Source organism: Bacillus sp. 22475, from assembly GCF_052044835.1.
GTDB lineage: Bacteria > Bacillota > Bacilli > Bacillales > Bacillaceae_G > Bacillus_A > Bacillus_A cereus.
Genome location: NZ_JBQENW010000009.1, coordinates 1 through 23010 on the forward strand (window position 1 = coordinate 1; position 23010 = coordinate 23010).

The following is a 23010-nucleotide window of genomic DNA, read 5'->3' on the forward strand; positions in this document are numbered from 1 at the left end:
ATTGGAACGTATTCGTATGATGCTTCTTGGAGAGAAGATTCTAAGATAAAATCATTTACATTAAAACCTGGTGTAAACACAATCCAATCTCCAAATGGGGGGCTGATTTATTTTTATAATAAACAGCAAGGAGGTAGCATTCGAACAACAATTACAACAGGTGGAACGACTACGCCTTTCTTTGAACTAGGAAAGCATACAAAACAAGATTTAATAAACATGCTGGACCAATATCCTAATGCACATGCAGTGGAGTTAAAAGGCGAACGTGTATTAATTACGGCCAGCCCTGCACGTGTTAAGAAATATTTGTTGGGTTCTAATACAGATCCTGTACAACTCTTAAAAAAGATGGATGAAGCTACTCGAATTCAAGACAAAGTAGCTGGATTATCTGAAGAACAAGTAGATAAACATTATGTTCATTACGTAGAAGAAAATCATTCTCCTGATTATTATATGTATGCAACTTCTTATCGAACAGCATATGTAGGAGATGCAATCCAATACGTGTTAGATATTAATAAATTTATAACAGATGGCTGGGGCCCTTGGCATGAGGCAGGACATTTGAGACAACAATCGCCCTGGAAGTTTTATAATATGACAGAAGTACAAAATAATATATACAGCCTTTCTGTAGAAAAAGCATTTAATCAACCATCCAACTTAGAGAAAAGTGGAATTTATCCAAAAGCATTTCAATATCTAGAACAAGTGAATAAAAATTATGATGAAATTAGCGATGTTTTTGTAAAGCTTGTTATGCTTTGGCAACTACAGTTAGCGTATGGAGAGGATTTCTATCCTAAATTGCATCAATTGTATAGAGACATGCCTGCAAGTGAACTTCCACAAACTGATGAAAATAAAAAACAATTATTTATGATTTCAGCATCAAAAGTAGCCAAACAAAATTTGATTCCTTTCTTTGAGAAGTGGGGATTACGTCCAAATAACGATACTATTCAAAAAGTAGCTGCATTAGGATATCCAATTTTAACAGCAGAGATTTGGAAGGGTACGGATTCTAATCCAATTAAACCAGATATGCCTAATGTGAATAATATTTTAGAAGGAAACCAGTTTGCATGGTCACTAAAAGGAATTAGTGATTTCGAGTTTGCTAAAATTAATTTCAATAAATCGACAGAAGAAATGCAAGTAGACTTAAAAGCAGGCGTACCGCATCATTATTTTAATGAAACATATGCGAGTATTAAAGTACAAAATGCATCAGGGAAAGTAGTATACAATAAAGACATTTATGGAAATAAACAACAAAATGCTGAATCGCAAAAAGTTTCAGTCAAAGTAGGGGATTATATTGAGTTAACACATCTAGAAGGTGTGCATAGAGCTACTCTCACAAATGTAGATAATAGTAAACAAGAGAGCTTTGGAAAAAAAGCCATGTACGAAGTTACAAAGGAAGGTCTGAAGAAAGTAAATCAAATTGTTAATCCGAAACCGGACACAGAAGCTCCAACACAGCCACAAGGGTTATATGGAAGCAACCTTACTTCTAACAGTGTAGAGCTAAAATGGAATCCTTCTACAGATAATGTAGGTGTAAAAGAATATCAAGTATTACGCGATGGACAATTGATTCAAACGGTACAAGGAACGACGTTTACTGATCAAAACTTAACAGTTAATAAGGAATATAAATATGCAGTGAAGGCTGTAGATGCAGCTGGAAATACATCAATCCAAAGTGAAATTCTTCTTGTAAAAACCAAAGATCAAAATGTATCTTATGAAAAATGGGATCCAAAGAAGGCATATACAAAGGGCGATAAAGTAGAACATCAAGGGACAGTGTATGAAGCTGTTCAAAATCATCAAGGAAATGGTGACCCGAATTGGATATTTGCACTATCGTTATGGAAAGCAATTACAATCAATTAATATGTAAGAATCAGATGTAAAGATAGAACAACATCCAGTATTTTGAAGAATTACTGGATGTTGTTTGAATTTTGATAGATTTCTCTACTACGTTAGTATTCAATAATAAAAATTAGAAAAGGATGTAGATTAGTGATTAGTCAGAAAACAAAGCAAAGATTTAATAAAGTTATTATAATTACCGCAGCATGTAGCATGTTTTCTATGTTTGGAACGTCTATTTTGCACACTAAAGCTGCAACACATTCAGCTGCTCCAGCAGTTTATGTGAGTCCCCAAAATATACCTGCCTCAGATATTATTAGTATAGACTGGTCACCAGTTCAGACACCACCTTATACGTACTGGGCTGTACACAACTGGAATGCAGGTGGTGAAGCTGGAGGATATGCTGGTTTTCAACAACAAAGTGGGTTTGATGAAAATGGAAAACGTACTTTACATTTTGCCTTATGGGATCCAATTTCCTCTAAAGAAGCAATAAAGGCCGAATACTTATCTCCGAATTCGCAAGCTGGACCCTTTGGAGGAGAAGGAACAGGAATGAAGGTTCAAACAACTTATGGTTGGAAAGACTACAATTGGTACACAATGACAATGCGTTCATGGCAAGAAAATGGTCATACTAAATTTGGACAATGGATGAAAGATGTAACAAAGAATAAATGGCATCAAATTGCAATTATGGACTTTCCGGTTGCTAATGTTGCATTTAATCATGGATTAGGAATGTTTCAAGAAGACTGGGCTGATAGTGGACAGAATGTTCGAGAAGCGCGTCTAAAAAATGGTTATAGCCGAAAATTAGTTGATAAACAATGGAGTTCTTGGAATAATCAAAGTATTTCTGGAACGCATGATAATACTTATCAATATGATGGAGGATCTACTTCAGAATATGTATGGGTCAAAGCAGGAGGTAATACGCAGTCTACTATTGGGGCAGGAAAAATATTCACGCTAAATCAACCTACTCAACCTGAAATAGGAAAACTAGATTTTGATATCCAATCTATATATTATGAAAATGAAAAATTAAATGTATCTTGGAAACTAAAAGAAAATAGTACACCGCAATTTAAGGGGAAAATTGAAATTTATAACAATGAAAATATGACGGGCCAACCTATTAACGTAATTAATGATATTAAATCCTATCAAAATGGAATCAGTCAATCTATATCATTACCAACAAATGCTTATGCAAAGATTGTATTAACGGATATATTTGATCAAACTGTTGAGAAAAAGGTACAAATCAAAAATGAATCTCCAAACATTTTTGAAGGTAATGAATTTGCATGGTCGTTGAAAGGGATTGGAGATTTCGAATTTGCGAAAGTAAATTTAAATAAATCAACAGAAGAAATGCAAATTAATCTAAAAGCAGGTGTACCACATGACTACTTTGATAGTACATATGCAAGTATTAAAGTGCAAAACACATCAGGTAAAGTGGTCTATAACAAAGAGATTTATGGAAACAAACAGCAAAGTGCTGAATCGCAAAAAGTTCCAGTCAAAGTAGGCGATTATATAGAGTTAACACATCTAGAAGGTGTACATAGAGCTACTCTTACAAATGTAGATAATAGTAAACAAGAGAGCTTTGGAAAAAAAGCCATATACGAAGTTACAAAGGAAGGTCTGAAGAAAGTAGAAAAAATGCCAGAAGCAACAATTTTAGAAGGAAACAAGTTTGCATGGTCATTAAAAGGATATAGTGATAGAGAAATTGCAAAAGTAGATTATGATAAAACGGTAGAAGAGATGAAGGTAAAACTAGAAGCAGGTGTACCACATTCCTATTTTGCTAGTACGTATGCGAGTATTAAGGTCCAGAATTCTTCTGGTAACGTTCTGTACAATAAGGAAATCGTGGGAAATAAACAACAAAATGCTGAAAGCCAAACTGTGCCCGTCAAGGTAGGGGATTACATTGAATTTACCCATATAGAAGGAGAAGCAACAAAGGAAAAAACGCGAGCAACTTTAACTAACCTTGAAAATAACAAAAATGAAACCATTGGAAAGACAGCGAGGTATCAAGTGACAAAAGAAGGCTTGAAGAAAGTAGAGAAAATGCCAGAAACAACGGTTTTAGATGGAAATCAATTCGCTTGGTCATTAAAGGGATATAATGATCGAGAAATCGCGAAAATAGAATATAACAAAGCAACAGAAAAAATGCAGATTAAATTAGAAGCGGGTATCCCCCATTCTTATTTTACTAATACGTATGCAAGCATTAAAGTCCAGAATTCATCCGGTAATATTTTGTACAATAAAGAAATTATAGGAAATAGACAACAATCTGCTGAGAGCCAAACCGTTTCAGTCAAAGTAGGAGATTGTATTGAGTTTACTCATATAGAGGGAGAAGCACAAAAGGAAAAGACACGCGCCACACTTACTAATCTTGAGAATAGTAAACAGGAGTATATGGGAAAGAAAAGAATATATCAGGTTACCTTTATGGGATTATTAATAAAGCCATAGATTTCACTACAAAAGTTAAATTATAGATTTATATATTATATAAAAATCTTAACCATTATACGCATTAAAAAATGTTCAAGAGAATATAGATTGGCGGGTATAGTATGAACATATTTAAAGGGTTTCTAATTTCATCAATTGCAATGACCACATTTGTAGGAACAGATCTAATTCTACAAAATGATAGTATTCATAATAAAGTTTACGCTGAATCTTATAATGTCACATACAAAGAAAGAGATTCACAGGAAGAAAGATTAATTGTAAAGTTTAAAAATCAAATTGACTTACCTTATGAAGATGGTATTGAGAAACGAATAAAAAATGGGGATTATGATAACAATTTAAAGAATTTATTTTCCGAAAATACAGAACTTACTTTGGATCGTCTGTTCTCATCTGTAAATCCGATAGAGATTGAAAAATTATCAGTACAATCTAAATCAGTTGCTAATGAATCAGCTAATAATTTATTAAATTATTATATTGTACAAGCTCCTAATAACATAGAAATAGAATTATTACTGAAAAAATTTGAAACATCTCCTCTCGTAGAGGAGGCTTATATACAAGAAAAACAAATTTTGACACCCCCTGAAATACAGTTACCAGATTTATCTGTAAATCCGTACGATGATCCTAGATTTCAAAATCAAGGATATCTTGAAGCGGCACCAAAGGGAATTAATGCCTCGCATGCTTGGAGCATTAAAGGTGGTGACGGAAAGGGTACAACTTTTGTGGATATGGAATATGGATGGTTATTGAACCATGAGGATCTAGTTAATAAAAATATAAAGCTTATGTCTGGACAAAATATAAGCCAGCATAGAGCTCATGGTACTTCTGTATTAGGAATTGTTTCATCAGAAGATAATCAAATTGGAAATATTGGAATTGCACCAAGTGCAAATGTAAAAGTAATATCCCAGATCAGGGATAATGGAATTTATAATACAGCGGATGCTATTTTAAGTGCTGTACATAATTTACAAGCGGGAGATATTCTTTTATTAGAGGCACAAGCTTCGTATGATGGGTATGGGGAGAAATATTTACCTGTAGAAGTACATCCAGATATTTTTGATGCAATTCGTGTTGGTGCAGATAAAGGGATTATTATTATAGAAGCTGGCGCAAATGGTTCAAACGACTTAGATAATTTTAAAGATCGTAATGGAAAAAAGATCTTAAATCGAAATAGTCCAGAATTCAAGGATTCAGGTGCTATTATGGTTGGGGCGGGATCATCAACTGTTCCACATAAACGTTTATGGTTTTCAAATTATGGAAGTCGATTAGATGTATATGGATGGGGAGAAAATGTTGATACAACATCAGCAAATCCAAGTCAAAATACTACAAATTTATATACATCAACATTTAGTGGAACATCAAGTGCTTCACCAATTATTGCTGGAGCAGCAACTTCGATTCAAGGTATTGCTAAAGAACATCGAGGTTCTCCTTATACACCAGCCGAATTAAGAAATATCTTAAGTAATCCGAATACAGGAACAAAATCTCAAGATCCGTGGAATGATAGAATAGGTGTTTTACCTGATCTAAAATCTATATTAGATAACTTAGGTTTTAATTCAGATATACCGGACTCTTCTAGTATTTTAGAAGGAAACCAGTTTGCATGGTCACTAAAAGGAATTAGTGATTTCGAGTTTGCAAAAATTAATTTCAATAAATCAACAGAAGAAATGCAAATCGACTTAAAAGCAGGCGTACCGCATCATTATTTTAATGAAACGTATGCGAGTATTAAAGTACAAAATGCATCAGGAAAAGTAGTATACAATAAAGACATTTATGGAAACAAACAACAAAATGCTGAATCGCAAAGAGTTCCAGTCAAAGTAGGAGACTATATTGAATTAACACATCTAGAAGGTATTCATAGAGCTACTTTAACAAATGTAGGTAATAGTAAACAAGAAAGCTTTGGAAAAAAAGCAATATACCAAGTTACAAAGGAAGGTCTGAAGAAAGCAGAAAAAATGCCCGAAGCTACAATTTTAGATGGAAATCAATTTGCATGGTCACTAAAAGGAATTAGTGATTTCGAGTTTGCAAAAGTTAATTTTAATAAGTCGACAGAAGAAATGCAAATCGACTTAAAAGCAGGCGTACCGCATCATTATTTTAATGAAACGTATGCGAGTATTAAAGTACAAAACACATCAGGTAAAGTGGTCTATAACAAAGAGATTTATGGAAACAAACAGCAAAATGCTGAATCGCAAAAATTTCCAGTCAAAGTAGGCGATTATATAGAGTTAACACATCTAGAAGGTGTACATAGAGCTACTCTTACAAATGTAGATAATAGTAAACAAGAAAGCTTTGGAAAAAAAGTCATGTACGAAGTTACAAAAGAAGGCTTGAAGAAAGTAGAAAAAATGCCAGAAACAACGGTTTTAGATGGAAATCATTTTGGGTGGTCTTTAAAAGGATATAGTGATAGAGAAATCGCAAAAGTTGATTATAATAGGACAACAGAGAAAATGCAGGTGAATTTAGAAGCAGGCGTACCACATTCTTACTTTAATAATACGTATGCAAGTATTACAGTAAAGAATTCGACCGGTAGTGTTGTGTATAATAAGGAAATAGTGGGAAATAGACAACAAACTGCTGAAATCCAAAAGGTGCCCGTAAAAGCGGGAGATTACATTGAGATTACCCATATAGAAGGGGAAGCAGTAAAGGAAAAGACACGCGCTACACTTATTAACCTTGAGAATAATAAACAAGAATATATAGGCAAAAAAAGAACCTATCAAGTTACTTCAACGGGATTAAACAAAATAGATTAACATGAAGAACCTTCTAATTATTAGTTAGATGCAAATAGTCGTTCATTATGAACGGCTATTTGGCTTTTATTTAAAGAAAAGTGAAATGAAAATACTCTCTCTTTTGTATATACTCTCCTTGCCATCAACTGCTACATTTGTTTATCAGGGAGGGGGGATTTTAAAAATGTGCTTGAGAATTGATAAATGTTTAAGTGTTATAGATTTGAGAAAAAAGAAACAGAATAGTAAGGTATTTGTTGATAAACCCTCTCCGGTATTACAATATTTTACATATCTGGTATGATATATATGAGTTCTATGTATATTAAGGGAGGAATGAGAATGAAAAGTTTCATAACACGTGCAAGTGGTAATACAATCTCAAAAAGGTTAGTTTTAATGGTGTTGTCGATGGTTTTAATGATATTGATGATTACACCATCGAATGATGTATCGGCAGCCAATCTATCAAAAGCAGGTTCACTAAAAGGCGTAAATTTATTTAATGGAAGTTGGACAGTTGCTATACAGGCAGCAAATTTACAATATGTATCGGCTGAGCCTTCGGGAAATATAATAGCAAATCGTAATGCAGTTAATGGATGGGAGAAATTCGAATTAATTTCGACTGGGGAATTATATACGTACGCTTTAAAAGCTAAAAGTAATGGGAAGTATGTTTCGTTTGAGCCAAATGGTAGAGTAGTAGCAGATCGTACATCAATTGGTGCATGGGAAAAGTTTATCTTATATAATGGTGGAGACAATAGGATATATGTATTACAAGCACTAAGTAATGGTAGATATATATCAGCAAATGGTGGTAGAGAATTAACAGCTACTAGTTATGTAGCTGGAAGCTGGGAAAGATTTGTTATTGTATACTTCTAAACTTTGAAGTGTTATATATCTAAATGATAATGGCATGTTTAGTTGGTATAAATACCTAATACAATAAAGTTTTAAGCATGTAATACAAGTGTATATTAACGTGTAAAAGGGCTGCAAATAATTAGCAGTCCTTTTTGCATGGACTTACTGAGGTTATAATGAGAAGAAAAAGAACCCTATGGGGTTCTTTTTCAAGGCATATTAACAGTAAGGAGAATCATGAAATGCTACTTCAAATCTTTATTAGGGGAAAGATTTTGAATAAGCTTAACATACATCTATTTTTACATAAATGTAAGATATAGTAAATTGATAATTTTTATACTTACTATTACCAATATTCAATTAACATAGTTAACACTATTTGTATAGTGTTAATCGGTGCTTAGTACAGTATACATTTAGAAATCTAATAGTAGATTTCATTTGTTAAAAAAACTAATAGATATATTATTTCAAATTCTAACTAACATTTAAACGGTTTTAATTGAAAATGGTTGTGTATTAACTCTTATAAGCCATTAAAAGTAAATAAAATAAACAAAGACCCTGTAAAAATACAGGGTTAAGGGAACACATAGTTTCTTAGAATTATAATAGCATATATTCTTTGTATAGCTACATGAGGATTTTGACAGAATTAAGAACAAGATAGAAAATCTGTAAGAAAGCAAATATAGTGCTGGAAATGTGATTTGAAATTAAATTATAGGCCTATTGAAATAGGTGAAAACTCTTGAATACCTTGATTAAATTCCTTCTAAATATGAGGTTTAGATTAGAGGGATAATTGGATCTTACTGAAAAGGAAAATATTTTTCAGGTTAAAAGAAGAAAAGACACCTTTTGGGTGTCTTTTCTTTAGGTAAACAGTTCACATATTGCTGAATTAGATACGAAACCATAATTCGAATACGAAGTAAATCTTAACATAATCTGAACTGAAAAATATGTAATTTTTGTTAAATAAAAAAAACATGCACAAAAATTGTGCATGTTTAATAAAAAGCTATGTCTTGTCTATGTAAATATATGTTTGGTTTATACAAACTGTGAGTATTTTTAAGTAAATTATTTGTTTATAAACAAATATAAAGAGCGTCCTGGAGGACGCTCTTCCACCCAAACTTACAATGAAAAAGAATACGTGGCATTGTATGCATTTTTTTTCTCTTTGTGTAGTTTTTCAACAAAAAAGAGCGCTTTTAAAGGCGCCCAATGACCAAGATTTATATAAAAAAGGTGCACAAGATATGGTATGTATGCTCCTTAATCTTGGTGCAGATTTAATACAAAATCCTTATTTGAAAACAAAAAGCCCTAGAATTAGGGCTCTAGGGCTTTTTGTTTTGGTATTCTCACATGGTTTTTCAAAAAGAATAGAACATATTGAAGATAACATGTGAATGTTTCATAAATGTATCAAAAAAGTGAACAAAATTGCTATTGCAGAAGAAGCAAAAATGAAGTTTCTAATACGTAAGTACGTGAAAGGTATTATTTCCAGTGGATAAAGTGCGTATGGGACATCTAATTATTATTTTATCGGGGGAAAAGAATATGTTATGAACTCGGTGGAATGAAAAAATGAAAATTTTACTTTTAGATTGAAACTAAACAAAAACGCTATTTTGTAGAGCTTTAATTCCATGAGAAAAGAGCACTTCATAAAAGTGCTCTTTTGACCAAAAACCATTTTGTAAAAGAGAGGAATACGTAATATCATATGAATTTATTTTTAAATGTGTTTAAAATCGTATAAAAACTTCTTTTTGCACAACAAAGTAGCCAGCTTAATTAGCTAACTGCTTGTTGTACAAAAGAAAATTAGGCCCTACAAGTAAATGATATGTAACTTTAAGTTACAACTATATTATAAGCAGAATTAAACATGTTATGCGGTAGTAAAAATAAGCTTAATCAAACTTTCATTTTGTATTAAGTTGGAATATAAAAAGAGCACTTAGTAAAGTGCTCTCGTGACGAGTCTCATTTTATAACGACTATTTTATAAAGAAAGGAACTCAGGATATTATATGTGCGCCAGTCAATTGAGTACCTTGTACAAATAAAGAGCAGCTAACAAAAGTTAACTGCTCAAGTTGTATTATGAGTAGTATTGTTAGAATATCAAATTTTATCCGTTTAATAAAAAAAGCAGCTAGCAAAAGCTAGCTACTTAGCCCCAGGGAAGGGAGAGGAGCGATCAATTAAGTCTAAGTTTGGAATAAGGTTTTTAGATTTTAATTCAAAGGTATCTGTATTGTACAAAGTTTATATGATGTGGGACTGGGATTCAAAATCAATGCAATAGTAAATGTCAATGGTGCGACACACTCTAAAGGCTAAATGTTTTATATCATAGCAAATTCAAAGTTAATTGCTGTGTAGTAAAGAGAAATTCACTTTTATAAGGAGGAATATTCTTGTTTGCTATTCTAATTTATCTGACTTAATAAATAGAAAATTATCGTAATTTTTGGTGAGGAAAGTATCAAGATTTTTCATAGAAAATTCCTCTGAAACTATTATCTGAATTTTCAGAATAAATAGGGGGACGTTTGTTTTTATATCAATTGTGATCAAGTCTAAGCAAATTGTAATCAAAAACATAGTCTATCTTATAAAGCAGTGAGGCAGTTCTAAAATAAGATGAGATTTACTTTACTAGTTTTCATTTCATATAGTAAGTAGGTTTGATTCAAAAAGACTTCTTCACTCCTTTATAAATTTCAAAGGAAAGGTTGATGAAAATGGCAGAACATCATGAAGATGAAATCCGTACTTTGTTACGCGCATTTCAATTAGTAGGAGCAAGAGTTGTATTATTTTTACCTTCATTCCACGTAGAAGGTCTTATTACTCGAATCGGAGAAACTTTTGTTACGCTTCGTCGTGGTAATGGAGAAGGCGTAGAAGTAGAAAGTAATAATGCTGGAAATGCACTTGAAAATCCTAACCAAATTAGTGTGAAAATTAGTGATATTTTATCAGTTAGTGATGATCAAGGAGCGTAATTAGCAAGCTTAAAAATGCACTAGGTATTTGTAATCCTAGTGCATTTTTTTAATATTATATAAAATTTGTATAAATGATTTATCAAATGAAGAATTTGAATTTAATTACATACAAGCCTAGTGATAGTGCAATTACCTAAAATATAAGTAATATCAATATTTTAGGTAATTGCACTATCACTTTTATACAAGTCATGTTTACAATATAATACAAACTTTTATAGGAGGGGATTATATGTGTAAGTTCTGTTCAAATCAAAAAAATACTCAATTTAAATTATTTGATATAAAACCTATCCCGTTTTTTATTCCACCAAAAACTTTTGCATATTCATCGGGGCCTCAAGAAGCACCTGATACTTCAACAGAACCAATAAGGCCTCAAGGATCACCTGATACTTCAACAAAACCAATAAGGCCTCAAGAAGCACCTGATACTTCAACAGAACCAATAAGGCCTCAAGAATCACCTGATACTTCAACAGAACCAATAAGGTCTCAAGAATCACCTGATACTTCAACAGAACCAATAAGGTCTCAAGAAGCACCTGATACTTCAACAGAACCAATAAGGTCTCAAGAATCACCTGATACTTCTGTAAAACCAATAAGACCTCAAGAATCCACTGATGCTTCTGCAAAACCATTAAAAACCCCAAAATCCTCTCGTGTTTTATTAAGATTAAGTGATATTTTTAACAATCCACCAACCCCTAAAAAATTCATACTATCGCAAGATAATTCGCAATTATTATATAGTCAAAAAGAATCTCATTACCAAATAGATACATCTAATAATATTGAAATAAAAACAACTGAAATTAAAAAATTACTATGTGATTATCAACTAACCAATTTATACATTATATTATTTTTAGAAGATATTCATATCAAAGGTTTTATACTGCACATTAGCAAAGATCTAGTTACTATTATTGGACCAAATATAAAAGTAGAAAGCAATTCAACAGATAATCTTATAGGATCACCAAACAGAATTAACGTAAAAATTGACATGATTCAAGGGATTGGTGATGTAGGAGCTTCTCTCTCTAGCTAAGATAAATTTGTATATCAATATGGATAGTGTTTATGTATTCGTATTGATATACAGTTATTACGGTAATGTGAAACCAATATTTCTTTTTAAATTTGCATTGAATCTATTAGTTCTTGCTCAAGTTGTTCTTATGTATCATCTGTAACTAGTGATTTCGGAACTTTATTTAATTAGTTAAGAATCTCGTTATTTCCAATGAACTGTTCCGGAATTGAAACGAATGACCTCCACTTTACTATACTTCTCCAATGTAATTACATGAAATAAAGGTATATCCTTAGAACGTAAGTACTTCAATGGGAAAATAATCAGTATGTAAGAAGGTGTGTGTATTATCTAAATAAAAAAGTGCTAACAAGTTTGCAAACGAACTTGCTAACACCAATATAAAATAGACATAAATTATCGCTGATATGTCGTCTTTGAAAATGGCTTTAATCAGTTACATCATACTTATACGAAATGCTCATAAAAACAGTCTTAATATCAAGAATAAAGAAAAAATTATGAGTAAAGATTTTGTTTGCTCTATATGAAAAGATAAATAGATATTCATCAGACAAGGATAATTTAGCATATCTTGAATAGGGTGTAGGAACGAATTAAAGAAAGGGATATTTGTTTAGGAAGGGACTGACTCAGGAGTAGGACTTTCGGACAGGATTTGGGGAGCGGTGGTTGCCTTTGGCATTGCGACTAATATCGTTGCTTGTATAATGGCAGTATACATTCAAAAATATGAGCTAATGATAAATCATCTTACAAATATTTTATTTTTAATAATTATCTCTTTAACGTTTATTAAAATGAAAATTAACAAATGGGTGGCTTTAGGATTTACATTGGTTGTAATAGAGAAAGGTATTAAGGCGGGATATGACTTCTACACACATAATTATTATGGTGTCAGTTGGAGTTTGGCTATCATTGTCTATTGCATATACGAGATGAAAAAGTATCATATTGAAATAAATGAATAGCCGCAACAATAAGATGTTAGTAGACGTAATTTTTTAAAAATACTATAAAAAAGACACTACAAGAGTGTCTTTTTTTTGAAAATACTCTATAATTAACTTTGGGGAAGGTAATGTTAGAGTATTCGTTTAGCATTATCTTTATATTTGATAAACCATGAAATCGAAAGATTTTGTGGTTTATTTTATGAACAATAGATATTACAGTATTGGCAGTGAGCTATTGATCATTATAAGCATTAGGAGAGAAGGGATTAAAAGTCTAACATCGAATAACAGTTCCGGAATATAGCGTTGCGAAATGATCTCCCATATCCCAGACGGTACTTGCTTGTATATAGCCCTTAAAGCCTTCTGAAGAATAATAAATCTCTTTTGGTATACTTTCTTTAGTTTGGAAATGTGCTTTAGAATATTTTACATAATGGTTTTTAACAACTTTTGCTTCTGGAACAATAGTGTTTTTTTGTTCCAATGTTTGCCTAGCACTAGAAGGTGGTATGAATTTTTGAGTGTCTTGGTAATTATGATCTAAGGTGTCAGCCTGTACACTGTGTGACGACATAAAGACGCTTAAACTACTTCCCACAATTAATGTTGCAAATGCTAACTTTGAGACTTTCGTTAATCTAATCATTTTATAATCTCCTTTTCATTATTTTGTAAGGTACCTCCTTACACCTCACAGTCTATATCCACTACATAAGGGTGTACATACATATTGATAGACAAAATTCTACAAAATACCTCGTGTTTTTAGGTTTGTGTATAATAATTCAATATTTGATAATTTATCAGAAGCAAAAATGTAGGCCTTATATAAATGAAAATGAATAATTTATGCAGAGCTTGTATATAAAATTATTGTTCAAATATTCTAAAATAAGTTGATAAAGATGGTGTGGTATTATTAGACAATAATTGATTCGATAGGTTGGATTTGAAAAGTGAATTCTCTTTTTGAGCTTTTATGAATCATCAGTGGAGAAAGTAAAAAGAGATTCAATATATAAGCAGGAGCTTTAGTGGAGTAGCTACAAGAAGGGGGATAGTTATAAAATTGTTAAAGCAAAACATAATTATCGAAACCTTCCCTTGTTTCCTTTTCGGATAGAATAAGTAGAAGAAGACAGGAATTTTTTCTTTGAACTGAGCATTTTTGACAAGAATAGATATTTTGATAACTAGAACAAATAAATGAATAATTGCATATACTGTCTTTTCATTAAAGCAAAGCATTATTCTCTCAAAGGAATCACTAAAACAATATGTGAGTCCTTTGAGAAATGCTATTAAATGCTAGATTAATTTCTAATGGTCCCAGTATCTTTTATTTTGACGTGTGTCTTTACATTTATTTTCGCCTCTGCTAACGCTTGCAACCAATCTCCTTTTACTTTTTTCCATTCTTTATATTGAAAAGCTCTAGCATATAGGGATAATCCTATTGGATCAATTTTATTCTGCTGTATTTCATTTAATATATTTTGTAAATTATTATTAATTTCTTTTTGAATAGCACTTTTTAAATGATATATATTTTTTTTATTATCATAGTAACCCTTAATTAAATTCGGATTGGTTTTTTCTATTAAAGCTACATTAGCATATATATCGAGATTAAATACAAACTTTCCGTTTTGAAAAGTAACATCTACCTTCCTTGTCGCGTTCTGTACAAAGATAGAAGTATTTGTTTTTTTGTTGGAATTTTTAGGAGGAAGTGCAAGGTGTAGTATCATTCGCCCGTTACTTTTTGGCTTATTTATAAGATTGAAAAATTTTACATCTTTTTTAGGGATATAAGTTAAATATTTCCCTTTTCGATTTAAAAATGCAATTCCAACTGTGTCGATTTCATTCTTTGTTTTTTTGATAATTGGAACAGTTTGCGTCATTCCATCTTCATTTTGTTCTCTCATTAATTGCTGAATTGTAGAAGAGACGGATTGGTTATTTTGAATTGAGGATTCGATTACACCATTTATATAAGATGATAGTGATGGTTTACTAGGCTTATAAATTTTGAAAATTTCTTCTGCAGGCCCATCTACAAGTACTACTTTAGCATTAATGGTAGCGTAAGGATCACGGTAAGAAGAATCAAGCTCCTGCAACCAGTTTGCTTCTTGCGCTAATTTTTTCCCAATTAAAATGATTTCAGCTTTGGAAGCTGTCAGATATCCCGTTAACTTCGTATCTATCTTACTGAATCCATTATATACAGTTGATGCTTGTGTCCAATGCTCTATAGTACTTTTTTGCTGCTTATGATGAAAGAGTGGTATGCTTGTTCCAACTTTTATGTCTCCATTAGAGGTTCTATCCAAGCCAATTAACAGGATTAATGAAACCTTCTCAAGAGGAATTCTCTGACTACAACCAATTATATATACACAACAAATTACAATCCATATCCATTTTCGAATCAAAGTTGTTTCCTCCTAGTAACCCAAGTAAAAAGAATACTGTAAGCGAAAAATAAGATTGGTAATAGAATAAAGAAAATGACATTTAAGATATCCATAAGAGAATATATAAACAAATATTGATCCACATCGGGATTTAGGAAAATAAATACTCCAACTATAAATAACATAAAAGCAAGCAGCGCCCAATTTCGGGCGTTTTTTTGAAGTGATATGGTCATAGATTCAAAACTGAAAAATAAATACGGATATAAAGTAGTGGAGAATACAATTAAATAGTAAGCGATATAAATAATTTCTAATCGTTCCATGAAAGAAAAACGAACCCCTTGTAACAAATGAAATACGGGCCAAATTACGTCTTTTATCCCCTCGGGGCTAAAATATATATAAGAAAGAATAGTCACATATAGATAGAAAATCATGGTTCCAGTATTAGCTATTAGTATTCCTTTTATGGCCTTTTGTTTTTTTTGTAAGAACGGATATATATAATATGCAATTTCTAAGCCAGCATAAGGAGTAATAGTTTCTTTTGTTGCCTTTAAAATAGGGTATAATCCCTCTTTAAAAATAGGTAGTAGGTGTAAAGGGTTGTAGTTACTCTTTAGTGAAAAAAGAAGAAATAGTGGCATCCAAGTAGTGAAGAAGAAAACAAGCATAGAATAACTAGTAAGAGCCCTTAACCCACTCAGAGCTAAAGTAATAAAAGGTAATAGTAATAATATGGTGATTTGATAAGCAGGAGTGGAAGGGAATATCCAAACTTTTACAATATCAGTTGCCTTTAGTAAAGTATTAAAGCCAGCAAAAAATAGATAACAGGCATATAAAAGAAAAAGAATCGTCCCTAGCCATTTACCAAAGTATGTTTTTAAGATTTGTGAGAAATTTTTGTTGGGATTTTTTTGTAACATTAATATAATAAATACACCGATTATAGAAGTAACCATCCATCCAAGAATGATTGAAATCCAGCCATCTGTGCCAGCAATAGTAGCAAGTGGGCTTGGCATAATTAACATACCAGATGCAAGTTGCAGCGAATGGATGAAAATAATAAATTCGAATAAAGTTATATTTTTGAATTTAAGATTCCCCATGCGAACCACCTTCTTTTTTCTTTTCTTGTTTCGGCTGTCCAGTACTCGAGCGGGTGGTAATCATCGATATAGGAAACCTTACAAAAGAATCTTTTAACTCTTGGAGCCGAAATGGCGCGATTGGCAATCCGTATGGTGAACCATAGGAAGTTAGTGAAACAAAATGAGCAAATAAGAGCATTAATCCACTTACAATACCTACAATCCCATAAAAGTATGCCAATAACATCATTGGAAAACGAATAAGGCGTATAGAACTTGATAAATCATAATTAGATACAATAAATGATGCAATGGCTGTAATAGAGACGATAATAACCATAACGTTACTCACAAGCCCAGCTTGAACAGCTGCCTGTCCAATTACAATCCCTCCAACTATTCCAATGGTTTGTCCAATTGGTTGTGGTAAGCGAATACCAGCTTCACGTAGCATTTCAAGTGTAATTTCCATTATAAATGCTTCCAGTAGGGGAGAGAAAGGGACTTTGACTCTTGACGTTGCAATAGAAGTGTATAGATCTATAGGAATGATTTCAAAGTGAAAAGAGACTATAGCAATATAAAATGCGGGTAAAAAAATAGCTATAATAAATCCTGCAAATCGTAATAAACGATAAAAAGATGCAATGAGCCAATGAATATTATAGTCATCTGGGGTTTGAAAAAATCCAATCAAATTCATAGGAACAACCATAGCACCAGGGGATCTATCCATTAACACTGCTACTTTTCCATCAAGTATATGATTTGAAATGGCGTCTGGACGTTCGCTTAAATAAGCCTGTGGAAAAGGAGTCCAATTTTGATCTTTTGTATAATTAGATAGCTCTCCAATACTTAATACCGCATCTGTTTTGATTTTACAGATTCTAGTTTCTATTTCTTGGACGACATCTGAGTTTGCTACATCGCCTAAGTAAATTAAATAGACTAAAGAAGTGGCTCGTTCTCCAATCGTCAGCTTTTTGATTTTTAACTCTGTAGAAGGGATATATCGACGAATTAGGCCTATATTTTTTGTGACATTCTCAATAAAACCATCATGTGAGCCTTTAATAGTAACTTCTGAAATTGGTTCTTGAATGGCTCTCTCTGCCCAGCCTTTTGTATTTATTAGAAGTGACCGATTTTCTCCTTCCATAAACAGTACACATTGACCCTCAAGTAATCCTTCTTTAATTTCATTCCATGTATAAACGATTTTTGTATGAGTAGCAATAATATTAGAATTAAAAATTTGACTGTCTTCATTTACTTCTTGTAATAATGGTGTAACAACATTCGCTTTTAATGCAACACCATCTGTAAGGCCTTCAAAATAATATAGTAAAATATTAGTGTTTGTTTTTAATTGCAAAGGATGTTCAATTAAATCTGCACTAATATCAAAGATATTATCTAGTGTATGTTTAAGTTGTTTTAAGTTACTTGTTTGGATCTGTTCAATGGTTTTATCTGTCTTAGTTTCTAAGGTCTCTTCATTTAAGGACAAAATTGACACCTCTTTAATATATAACGATTAGTTGTATTTATTATTTTTATATGATTGAATTTTATTCACTAATTTAAACTAATTGAAGATAAGAATTAATAAATTTGATGTGCGATATTATTAATTCAATAATTGAGAGCAAAAAGTAGATGTGATTTGTGTGGAAATCTAAGTATTAAGATAGAATTGAAATTTGAATGATTATAATAAAAAGAACCCTTGATAGGTTCTTTTTATTTGGTAAATATGTTGTCAACAATAGATGGCGATAAAGGTAGTAATTTAGATGTCTTTATGTTAATCAGCTAAATTTTGTAGGAAGAATTCTTTTTTCATACCTTAATACTCAATGAAAAAGGATATTTCATTTATTTGGGTGTTCTAGTGTATTTGAATTTTGCGCACCAACAAATTTTGTTTAGGGACAAAATGCGTTTTCTTAATTATCAGAAAAAATAGCGCAACAAAATTCCTATTCATTATTTTGGTAGGTATCAAATATTTCTTTGGCCTTATTTTCTTGATATTACCGTACGTTTATATGTTTCTAAGGGAAAGAAATACTTTCATTTTTATGACCATCTATTGTTTGATTAAGATGGTAACACGAAATAGAAGCGTTTACAACCAGAAAATAAAGAAAAAATATTAAAATTAGACTTTTTTCGACAATTATTTTATATTTATATTTCATTTTATTATAGGAAAAGGCGGGGGAAAGCGGACCTTTTCCTATAAAATGTTTTGTTGGAATTAGAAATAACTAAAAAAGTAATATTAGCTTAAAATTAAAGTGAAATTCAATGATAAGGTTATAATTGAATTTTTAAACATCATGTGTATTGAAAGTATGGTCAAATCTTAATCCACGTTGCGTTTCTTCCTTTTGTAACTAGCTTAATATGGCCAAACACTTGCAAGGAATTTAAAGCCTTACTGATTGTACTTTCTGCAATGTCTGGATAAGTGTTACGAATACTTTCCTTAGTAAAAGGTTGTTTTTGTTTAAGTATAAAATCCTGAATTCTCTCAACTTTAGTATGTTTACATATAGAATCTAGAACTGTGTTATGTAGATCTTTGTAAGCCTCTAATATAATAGTTAAAAACGTTTTTAACCAAAAGCTACTATTGTGTTCCTCGCAGTACCAATTTACCGAAGATTTATAAATTGAATTGTAATATTCAGATTCGTTTTTCTTAATATACTTATCCAAACACACATATTTTACAAATGTATGTCCACTCTTAATTAACAGCAATTGCATTAACATAAATGCCAGCCTGTTATTACCTTGATTGAAAGGGACTATGCAATAAAAATTTAATATAAAACGAGCTATTAATAAAAGTGAATGTAGCCCCTTACTAGTATTTAATGAGTTGTATTGATCACATAATTGCTCCATAAACCGTGGGATAAGTTCATGCGGAAGAATGCGGTAACTATTCAAGTGCATTCCATGTTCTGGAACTCCCGGAATAATAAAAGGTTTTTCACGCCATTTGGCACTGTCAGAGGTAAGGTAATGTATTAGTTGAAAATGTAATTCCTGTATAGTTGCTGGATTAATTGATAAAGTACAGGAGTTTTTATGTACAAAAGAAAGTGTTTGATAATAGCAGAAAATAGCATCTTCAGAAATATTTTGAGGTACTATATCATCTAAAATAAGTTCTTTTAATCTTTTATTAGGAACTTTTATATCCTCATAAATAGTTGTGAAATTTTTTATGTAATGTAGTGGTATGGTTTTTTCTAAACTATTAAATATGTCAGGGTTTTGTTCCTGATAAGCAGCTAATTTTCCTTTGAATTCGCTAATTTCACTTATTAAATTGATTAACCTCCTTTTTAATTCAATATTTTTGTACTTATCATCAAAAAAGTCTCTCATTTTTGTTCCTCCTGTAACCCCTTAACACGTTGTTGCATATATCTTTCCATTCTAAAGGTATGCCACGAAATCATTGTAAAATAAAGATATTGTAGGTCTGATTTTGAATATATATATCAGAATCTATATTTTTATTTAACAATTAAAATATGGAAATTATAAAGAAGAATCGATAGGATTCAATTTTAATAGGCATAATCCTAACATCAAATGCAAAAATGTACAATAAAAAAATATAAAACTATCGAATCTTTTGAAAGATTATCTAAAAGAGTTTTAATAAATTGTAGGTATAGATGTGCTTTGGTTTAGGAGTAAATAATAAAGCGGTAATAGAGTTTTCATAGGTAATTAAAAAGTAGATAGACTATTAATTTGTGACAATTACGTGCCTAATCTATCATATGCTTTTATGAGAATTCTAAAATTAAATCCTAAAGAGCTGAATTTTCTATATTTAGCATAAATATTAGGAGAGGCGTGCTGATGAAATGTATCATTTTATATAGAAATATGTAACGTTTAACACTCGTATTGTAAAATATTTTGACATACGTTAATTTAAATATTAGGTACAGGAACATGTAATAAAAACTCAGTACTAAAGTACCCTTTAAACGTTTCACCCTAAGAACGTTTCTCAAGCAACTGAAGTTTACCCTTTGTTTCTGTGCCTTATTAGATAAAAATAACATAATAAATTTTTGGAATATGATAATGAAAAATGAATTTTCCTTAAACATTAACAATTTCTTGATGATCTGTTTAAAGTAAGGAAATGCAGGGTAGACAATGGTATTAATAAAGAAAATACAGTTAAGTTAGATACCCTAAGTTAGATACCCTAAGTTATTTTATAAGTAATTAAGCGTTAGATTGAATTAGTAAGAATATTATATGTGTTTGCTAAATGGTTTGTTTTAATTGGTCTGTTACTATTAATTTATGAATTTTAACATTTAGAAGCTAGTCAACATATAGGTTATATTAGTTATGTTGGTTTTAACTTCAAGTGTATATGTTTAAGGTTAAAGGATTTGTGAGTGGTATAAAAGAAGTGAAAGTCTGGAAGAAACGGATATAATCGGTTTCTTCCAGACTTTTTTTGCTTTTTTGTAATATAAAAAATTTATTTTTCCTACATGATTTAATTATCCGTTTTAATATTTGAATTTTTTGTGAAATAAAATGAGGTTTTTATTCTTCTTTAAATACATAATGTTACAAGATAGCGTAATTGTATTTACTTTATTTTTATAGGAGATTAAAAATAATAATAAATGTACCAATTTATGAGGGATATTAATATATTAATTGGTGATTTGTTCGTTTATCCCTATATTGCTATTATATTAGCGAAAACAATATATTGGGGGGACAAGAATGAATTTGAAATTAACATCTAAATTGGAAAGATTAAGAAAAAGTAAAAAAGGAATTGGTGCTTGTGTTCTGGCTGCAGGGGTGACGGCAATTACAATGATTCCTCAAAGTGCGTATGCACATGGGTTTGTTGAAAAACCGAGTAGTCGTGCTGCTTTATGTAGTCAGAATTATGGGGTATTAAATTTAAATTGTGGAAATGTAATGTATGAACCTCAAAGTCTAGAAGCACCTAAAGGGTTTCCAGAAGGTGGACCGATTGATGGTAAAATCGCTTCGGCAGGAGGACTATTTGGAGGAACTCTTGACCAACAAACAACAAATCGTTGGTTCAAAAACACAATTAAGGGTGGAGCAAATACATTTACATGGAAATATACAGCAGCACATTCTACAAGTAAATGGCATTATTACATTACAAAAAAAGGATGGGATCCTAATAAACCATTAACACGTGCTGAATTAGAACCAATTGGAACTGTGAAACATGACGGTTCGGCCGCATCAAATAATTTAACACATACAATTAATGTACCAACTGATCGTAATGGTTATCATGTTATTTTAGCTGTATGGGATGTAGCAGATACGTCAAATGCGTTTTATAATGTAATTGATGTAAATTTAGTAAATAATGAAACTCCTGATACAGTAGCTCCAAGTCAACCAACTGAATTAAATGCCTCTAAAGTTTCTGCCAATAGTGTTGAGATAACATGGAAGGCCTCTACTGATAATATAGGTGTAAAAGAATATCAAGTGTTACGTAATGGCGAAGTAATTGATACGGTACTAGGTACAACTTTTATTGATAAAAAACTAAAAGCAGATACGGAATATACCTATACAATAAAGGCATTAGACTCTGCTGGAAACATATCAAAAGAAAGTGAAAAACTAAAGGTTAAGACAACACATGCAATCCCAGATATAGAGGCTCCAACTCAACCAAAAGGATTACATAGTATGGGTACAACAGCGAAAACTGTTGATTTGATGTGGAGTCCGTCTGAAGATAATGTAGGTGTTGACCATTATATTGTATATAGAGAAAGCGCTGGGGTTATGAATAAAATTGGGACAGCGGCTAATACATCCTTTATGGATAAAGATTTGAAGGCTAATACATCGTATAAATATGTAGTGACGGCGGTTGATTTAGCTGGAAATGAATCTAGTAGAAGTGATGTTTTGAATGTAACAACAAAGTCAGAGGATTCCACATATGAAAAATGGGATGCAAGAAAAGCATATACTAAAGGCGATAGAGTAGTACATGAGGGAAAAGTGTATGAAGCAGTTCAAGATCATCAAGGAAATGGCGACCCAAATTGGATTTTTTCCTTATCGCTTTGGAAGCCAGTTTTGAATAAGTGACAGGTGGGAAAAGGTAGTTAACATTTTGGGGGTTTCTTTTAAAAATTAAGGGCTGTGCCAAATATGAATTATCTTATGATTTAAATGATAAATCAATAAGATTTAAACCCCATCCTAATGTTTACGAAATGAAATTAAAAAAGAATCCCAATGGAATTTC

Annotated in this window: 14 protein-coding genes; 9 read left to right on the top strand and 5 right to left on the bottom strand. The window is 31.5% G+C overall.

Features of this window, described 5'->3' with window-relative positions; genetic code table 11:
* The 8 genes from ACTJJY_RS15885 to ACTJJY_RS15920 form a co-directional block, all read left to right on the top strand.
* On the top strand, window positions 1-1911 hold a 1911-nt coding region (locus tag ACTJJY_RS15885), incomplete at its 5' end, for a M60 family metallopeptidase (RefSeq protein WP_440605954.1).
* 132 nt (window positions 1912-2043) lie between these two features.
* Entirely contained in the window at window positions 2044-4410 is a 2367-nt protein-coding gene (locus ACTJJY_RS15890) for a putative mucin/carbohydrate-binding domain-containing protein (RefSeq protein WP_440605955.1), read from the top strand.
* A gap of 104 nt (window positions 4411-4514) precedes the next feature.
* A complete protein-coding gene (locus ACTJJY_RS15895; protein WP_440605956.1) occupies window positions 4515-7238 on the top strand; it encodes a putative mucin/carbohydrate-binding domain-containing protein in 2724 nt (907 codons plus the stop codon).
* Between the two features lie 324 nt (window positions 7239-7562).
* Entirely contained in the window at window positions 7563-8111 is a 549-nt protein-coding gene (locus tag ACTJJY_RS15900) for a fascin domain-containing protein (RefSeq protein WP_000834557.1), read from the top strand.
* A 1133-nt stretch (window positions 8112-9244) separates the two neighbouring features.
* Window positions 9245-9517 (top strand): hypothetical protein, encoded by a 273-nt coding sequence (locus ACTJJY_RS15905; protein ID WP_440605957.1) that lies wholly within the window; start codon window positions 9245-9247, stop codon window positions 9515-9517.
* Window positions 9518-10858: 1341 nt separating this feature from the next.
* Window positions 10859-11128, top strand: coding sequence for a hypothetical protein (locus ACTJJY_RS15910; RefSeq protein ID WP_372584120.1), 270 nt, complete (start codon window positions 10859-10861; stop codon window positions 11126-11128).
* 235 nt (window positions 11129-11363) lie between these two features.
* Complete coding sequence (locus tag ACTJJY_RS15915) at window positions 11364-12188, top strand: hypothetical protein (RefSeq protein WP_440605958.1); 825 nt, start codon at window positions 11364-11366, stop codon at window positions 12186-12188.
* A 674-nt stretch (window positions 12189-12862) separates the two neighbouring features.
* On the top strand, window positions 12863-13168 hold the full coding sequence (locus ACTJJY_RS15920) for a hypothetical protein (protein ID WP_440605959.1): 306 nt from the start codon (window positions 12863-12865) through the stop codon (window positions 13166-13168).
* A gap of 259 nt (window positions 13169-13427) precedes the next feature.
* On the opposite strand, the gene ACTJJY_RS15925 is transcribed toward ACTJJY_RS15920, so the two are convergent.
* From ACTJJY_RS15925 to ACTJJY_RS15945, 5 genes are all read right to left on the bottom strand, one after another.
* Entirely contained in the window at window positions 13428-13802 is a 375-nt protein-coding gene (locus ACTJJY_RS15925; RefSeq protein ID WP_440605960.1) for a hypothetical protein, read from the bottom strand.
* A 667-nt stretch (window positions 13803-14469) separates the two neighbouring features.
* Window positions 14470-15597 carry a Ger(x)C family spore germination protein gene (locus ACTJJY_RS15930; protein WP_088344601.1) on the bottom strand — a complete coding sequence of 376 codons (1128 nt, stop codon included), beginning with the start codon at window positions 15595-15597 and terminating at the stop codon, window positions 14470-14472.
* On the bottom strand, window positions 15594-16697 hold the full coding sequence (locus ACTJJY_RS15935; protein ID WP_440605961.1) for a GerAB/ArcD/ProY family transporter: 1104 nt from the start codon (window positions 16695-16697) through the stop codon (window positions 15594-15596). Before ACTJJY_RS15935 ends, ACTJJY_RS15930 begins: the two co-directional genes overlap by 4 nt.
* Complete coding sequence (locus tag ACTJJY_RS15940) at window positions 16684-18192, bottom strand: spore germination protein (RefSeq protein ID WP_440605962.1); 1509 nt, start codon at window positions 18190-18192, stop codon at window positions 16684-16686. Before ACTJJY_RS15940 ends, ACTJJY_RS15935 begins: the two co-directional genes overlap by 14 nt.
* 854 nt (window positions 18193-19046) lie before the next feature.
* The gene (locus ACTJJY_RS15945) at window positions 19047-20090 is read right to left on the bottom strand and encodes a Fic family protein (RefSeq protein ID WP_440605963.1); all 1044 of its coding nucleotides are present in this window, start codon (window positions 20088-20090) and stop codon (window positions 19047-19049) included.
* A gap of 1383 nt (window positions 20091-21473) precedes the next feature.
* Between ACTJJY_RS15945 and ACTJJY_RS15950 the strand changes: the two genes are divergently transcribed.
* Complete coding sequence (locus tag ACTJJY_RS15950; RefSeq protein WP_440605964.1) at window positions 21474-22850, top strand: lytic polysaccharide monooxygenase; 1377 nt, start codon at window positions 21474-21476, stop codon at window positions 22848-22850.
* Window positions 22851-23010: the final 160 nt, after the last annotated feature.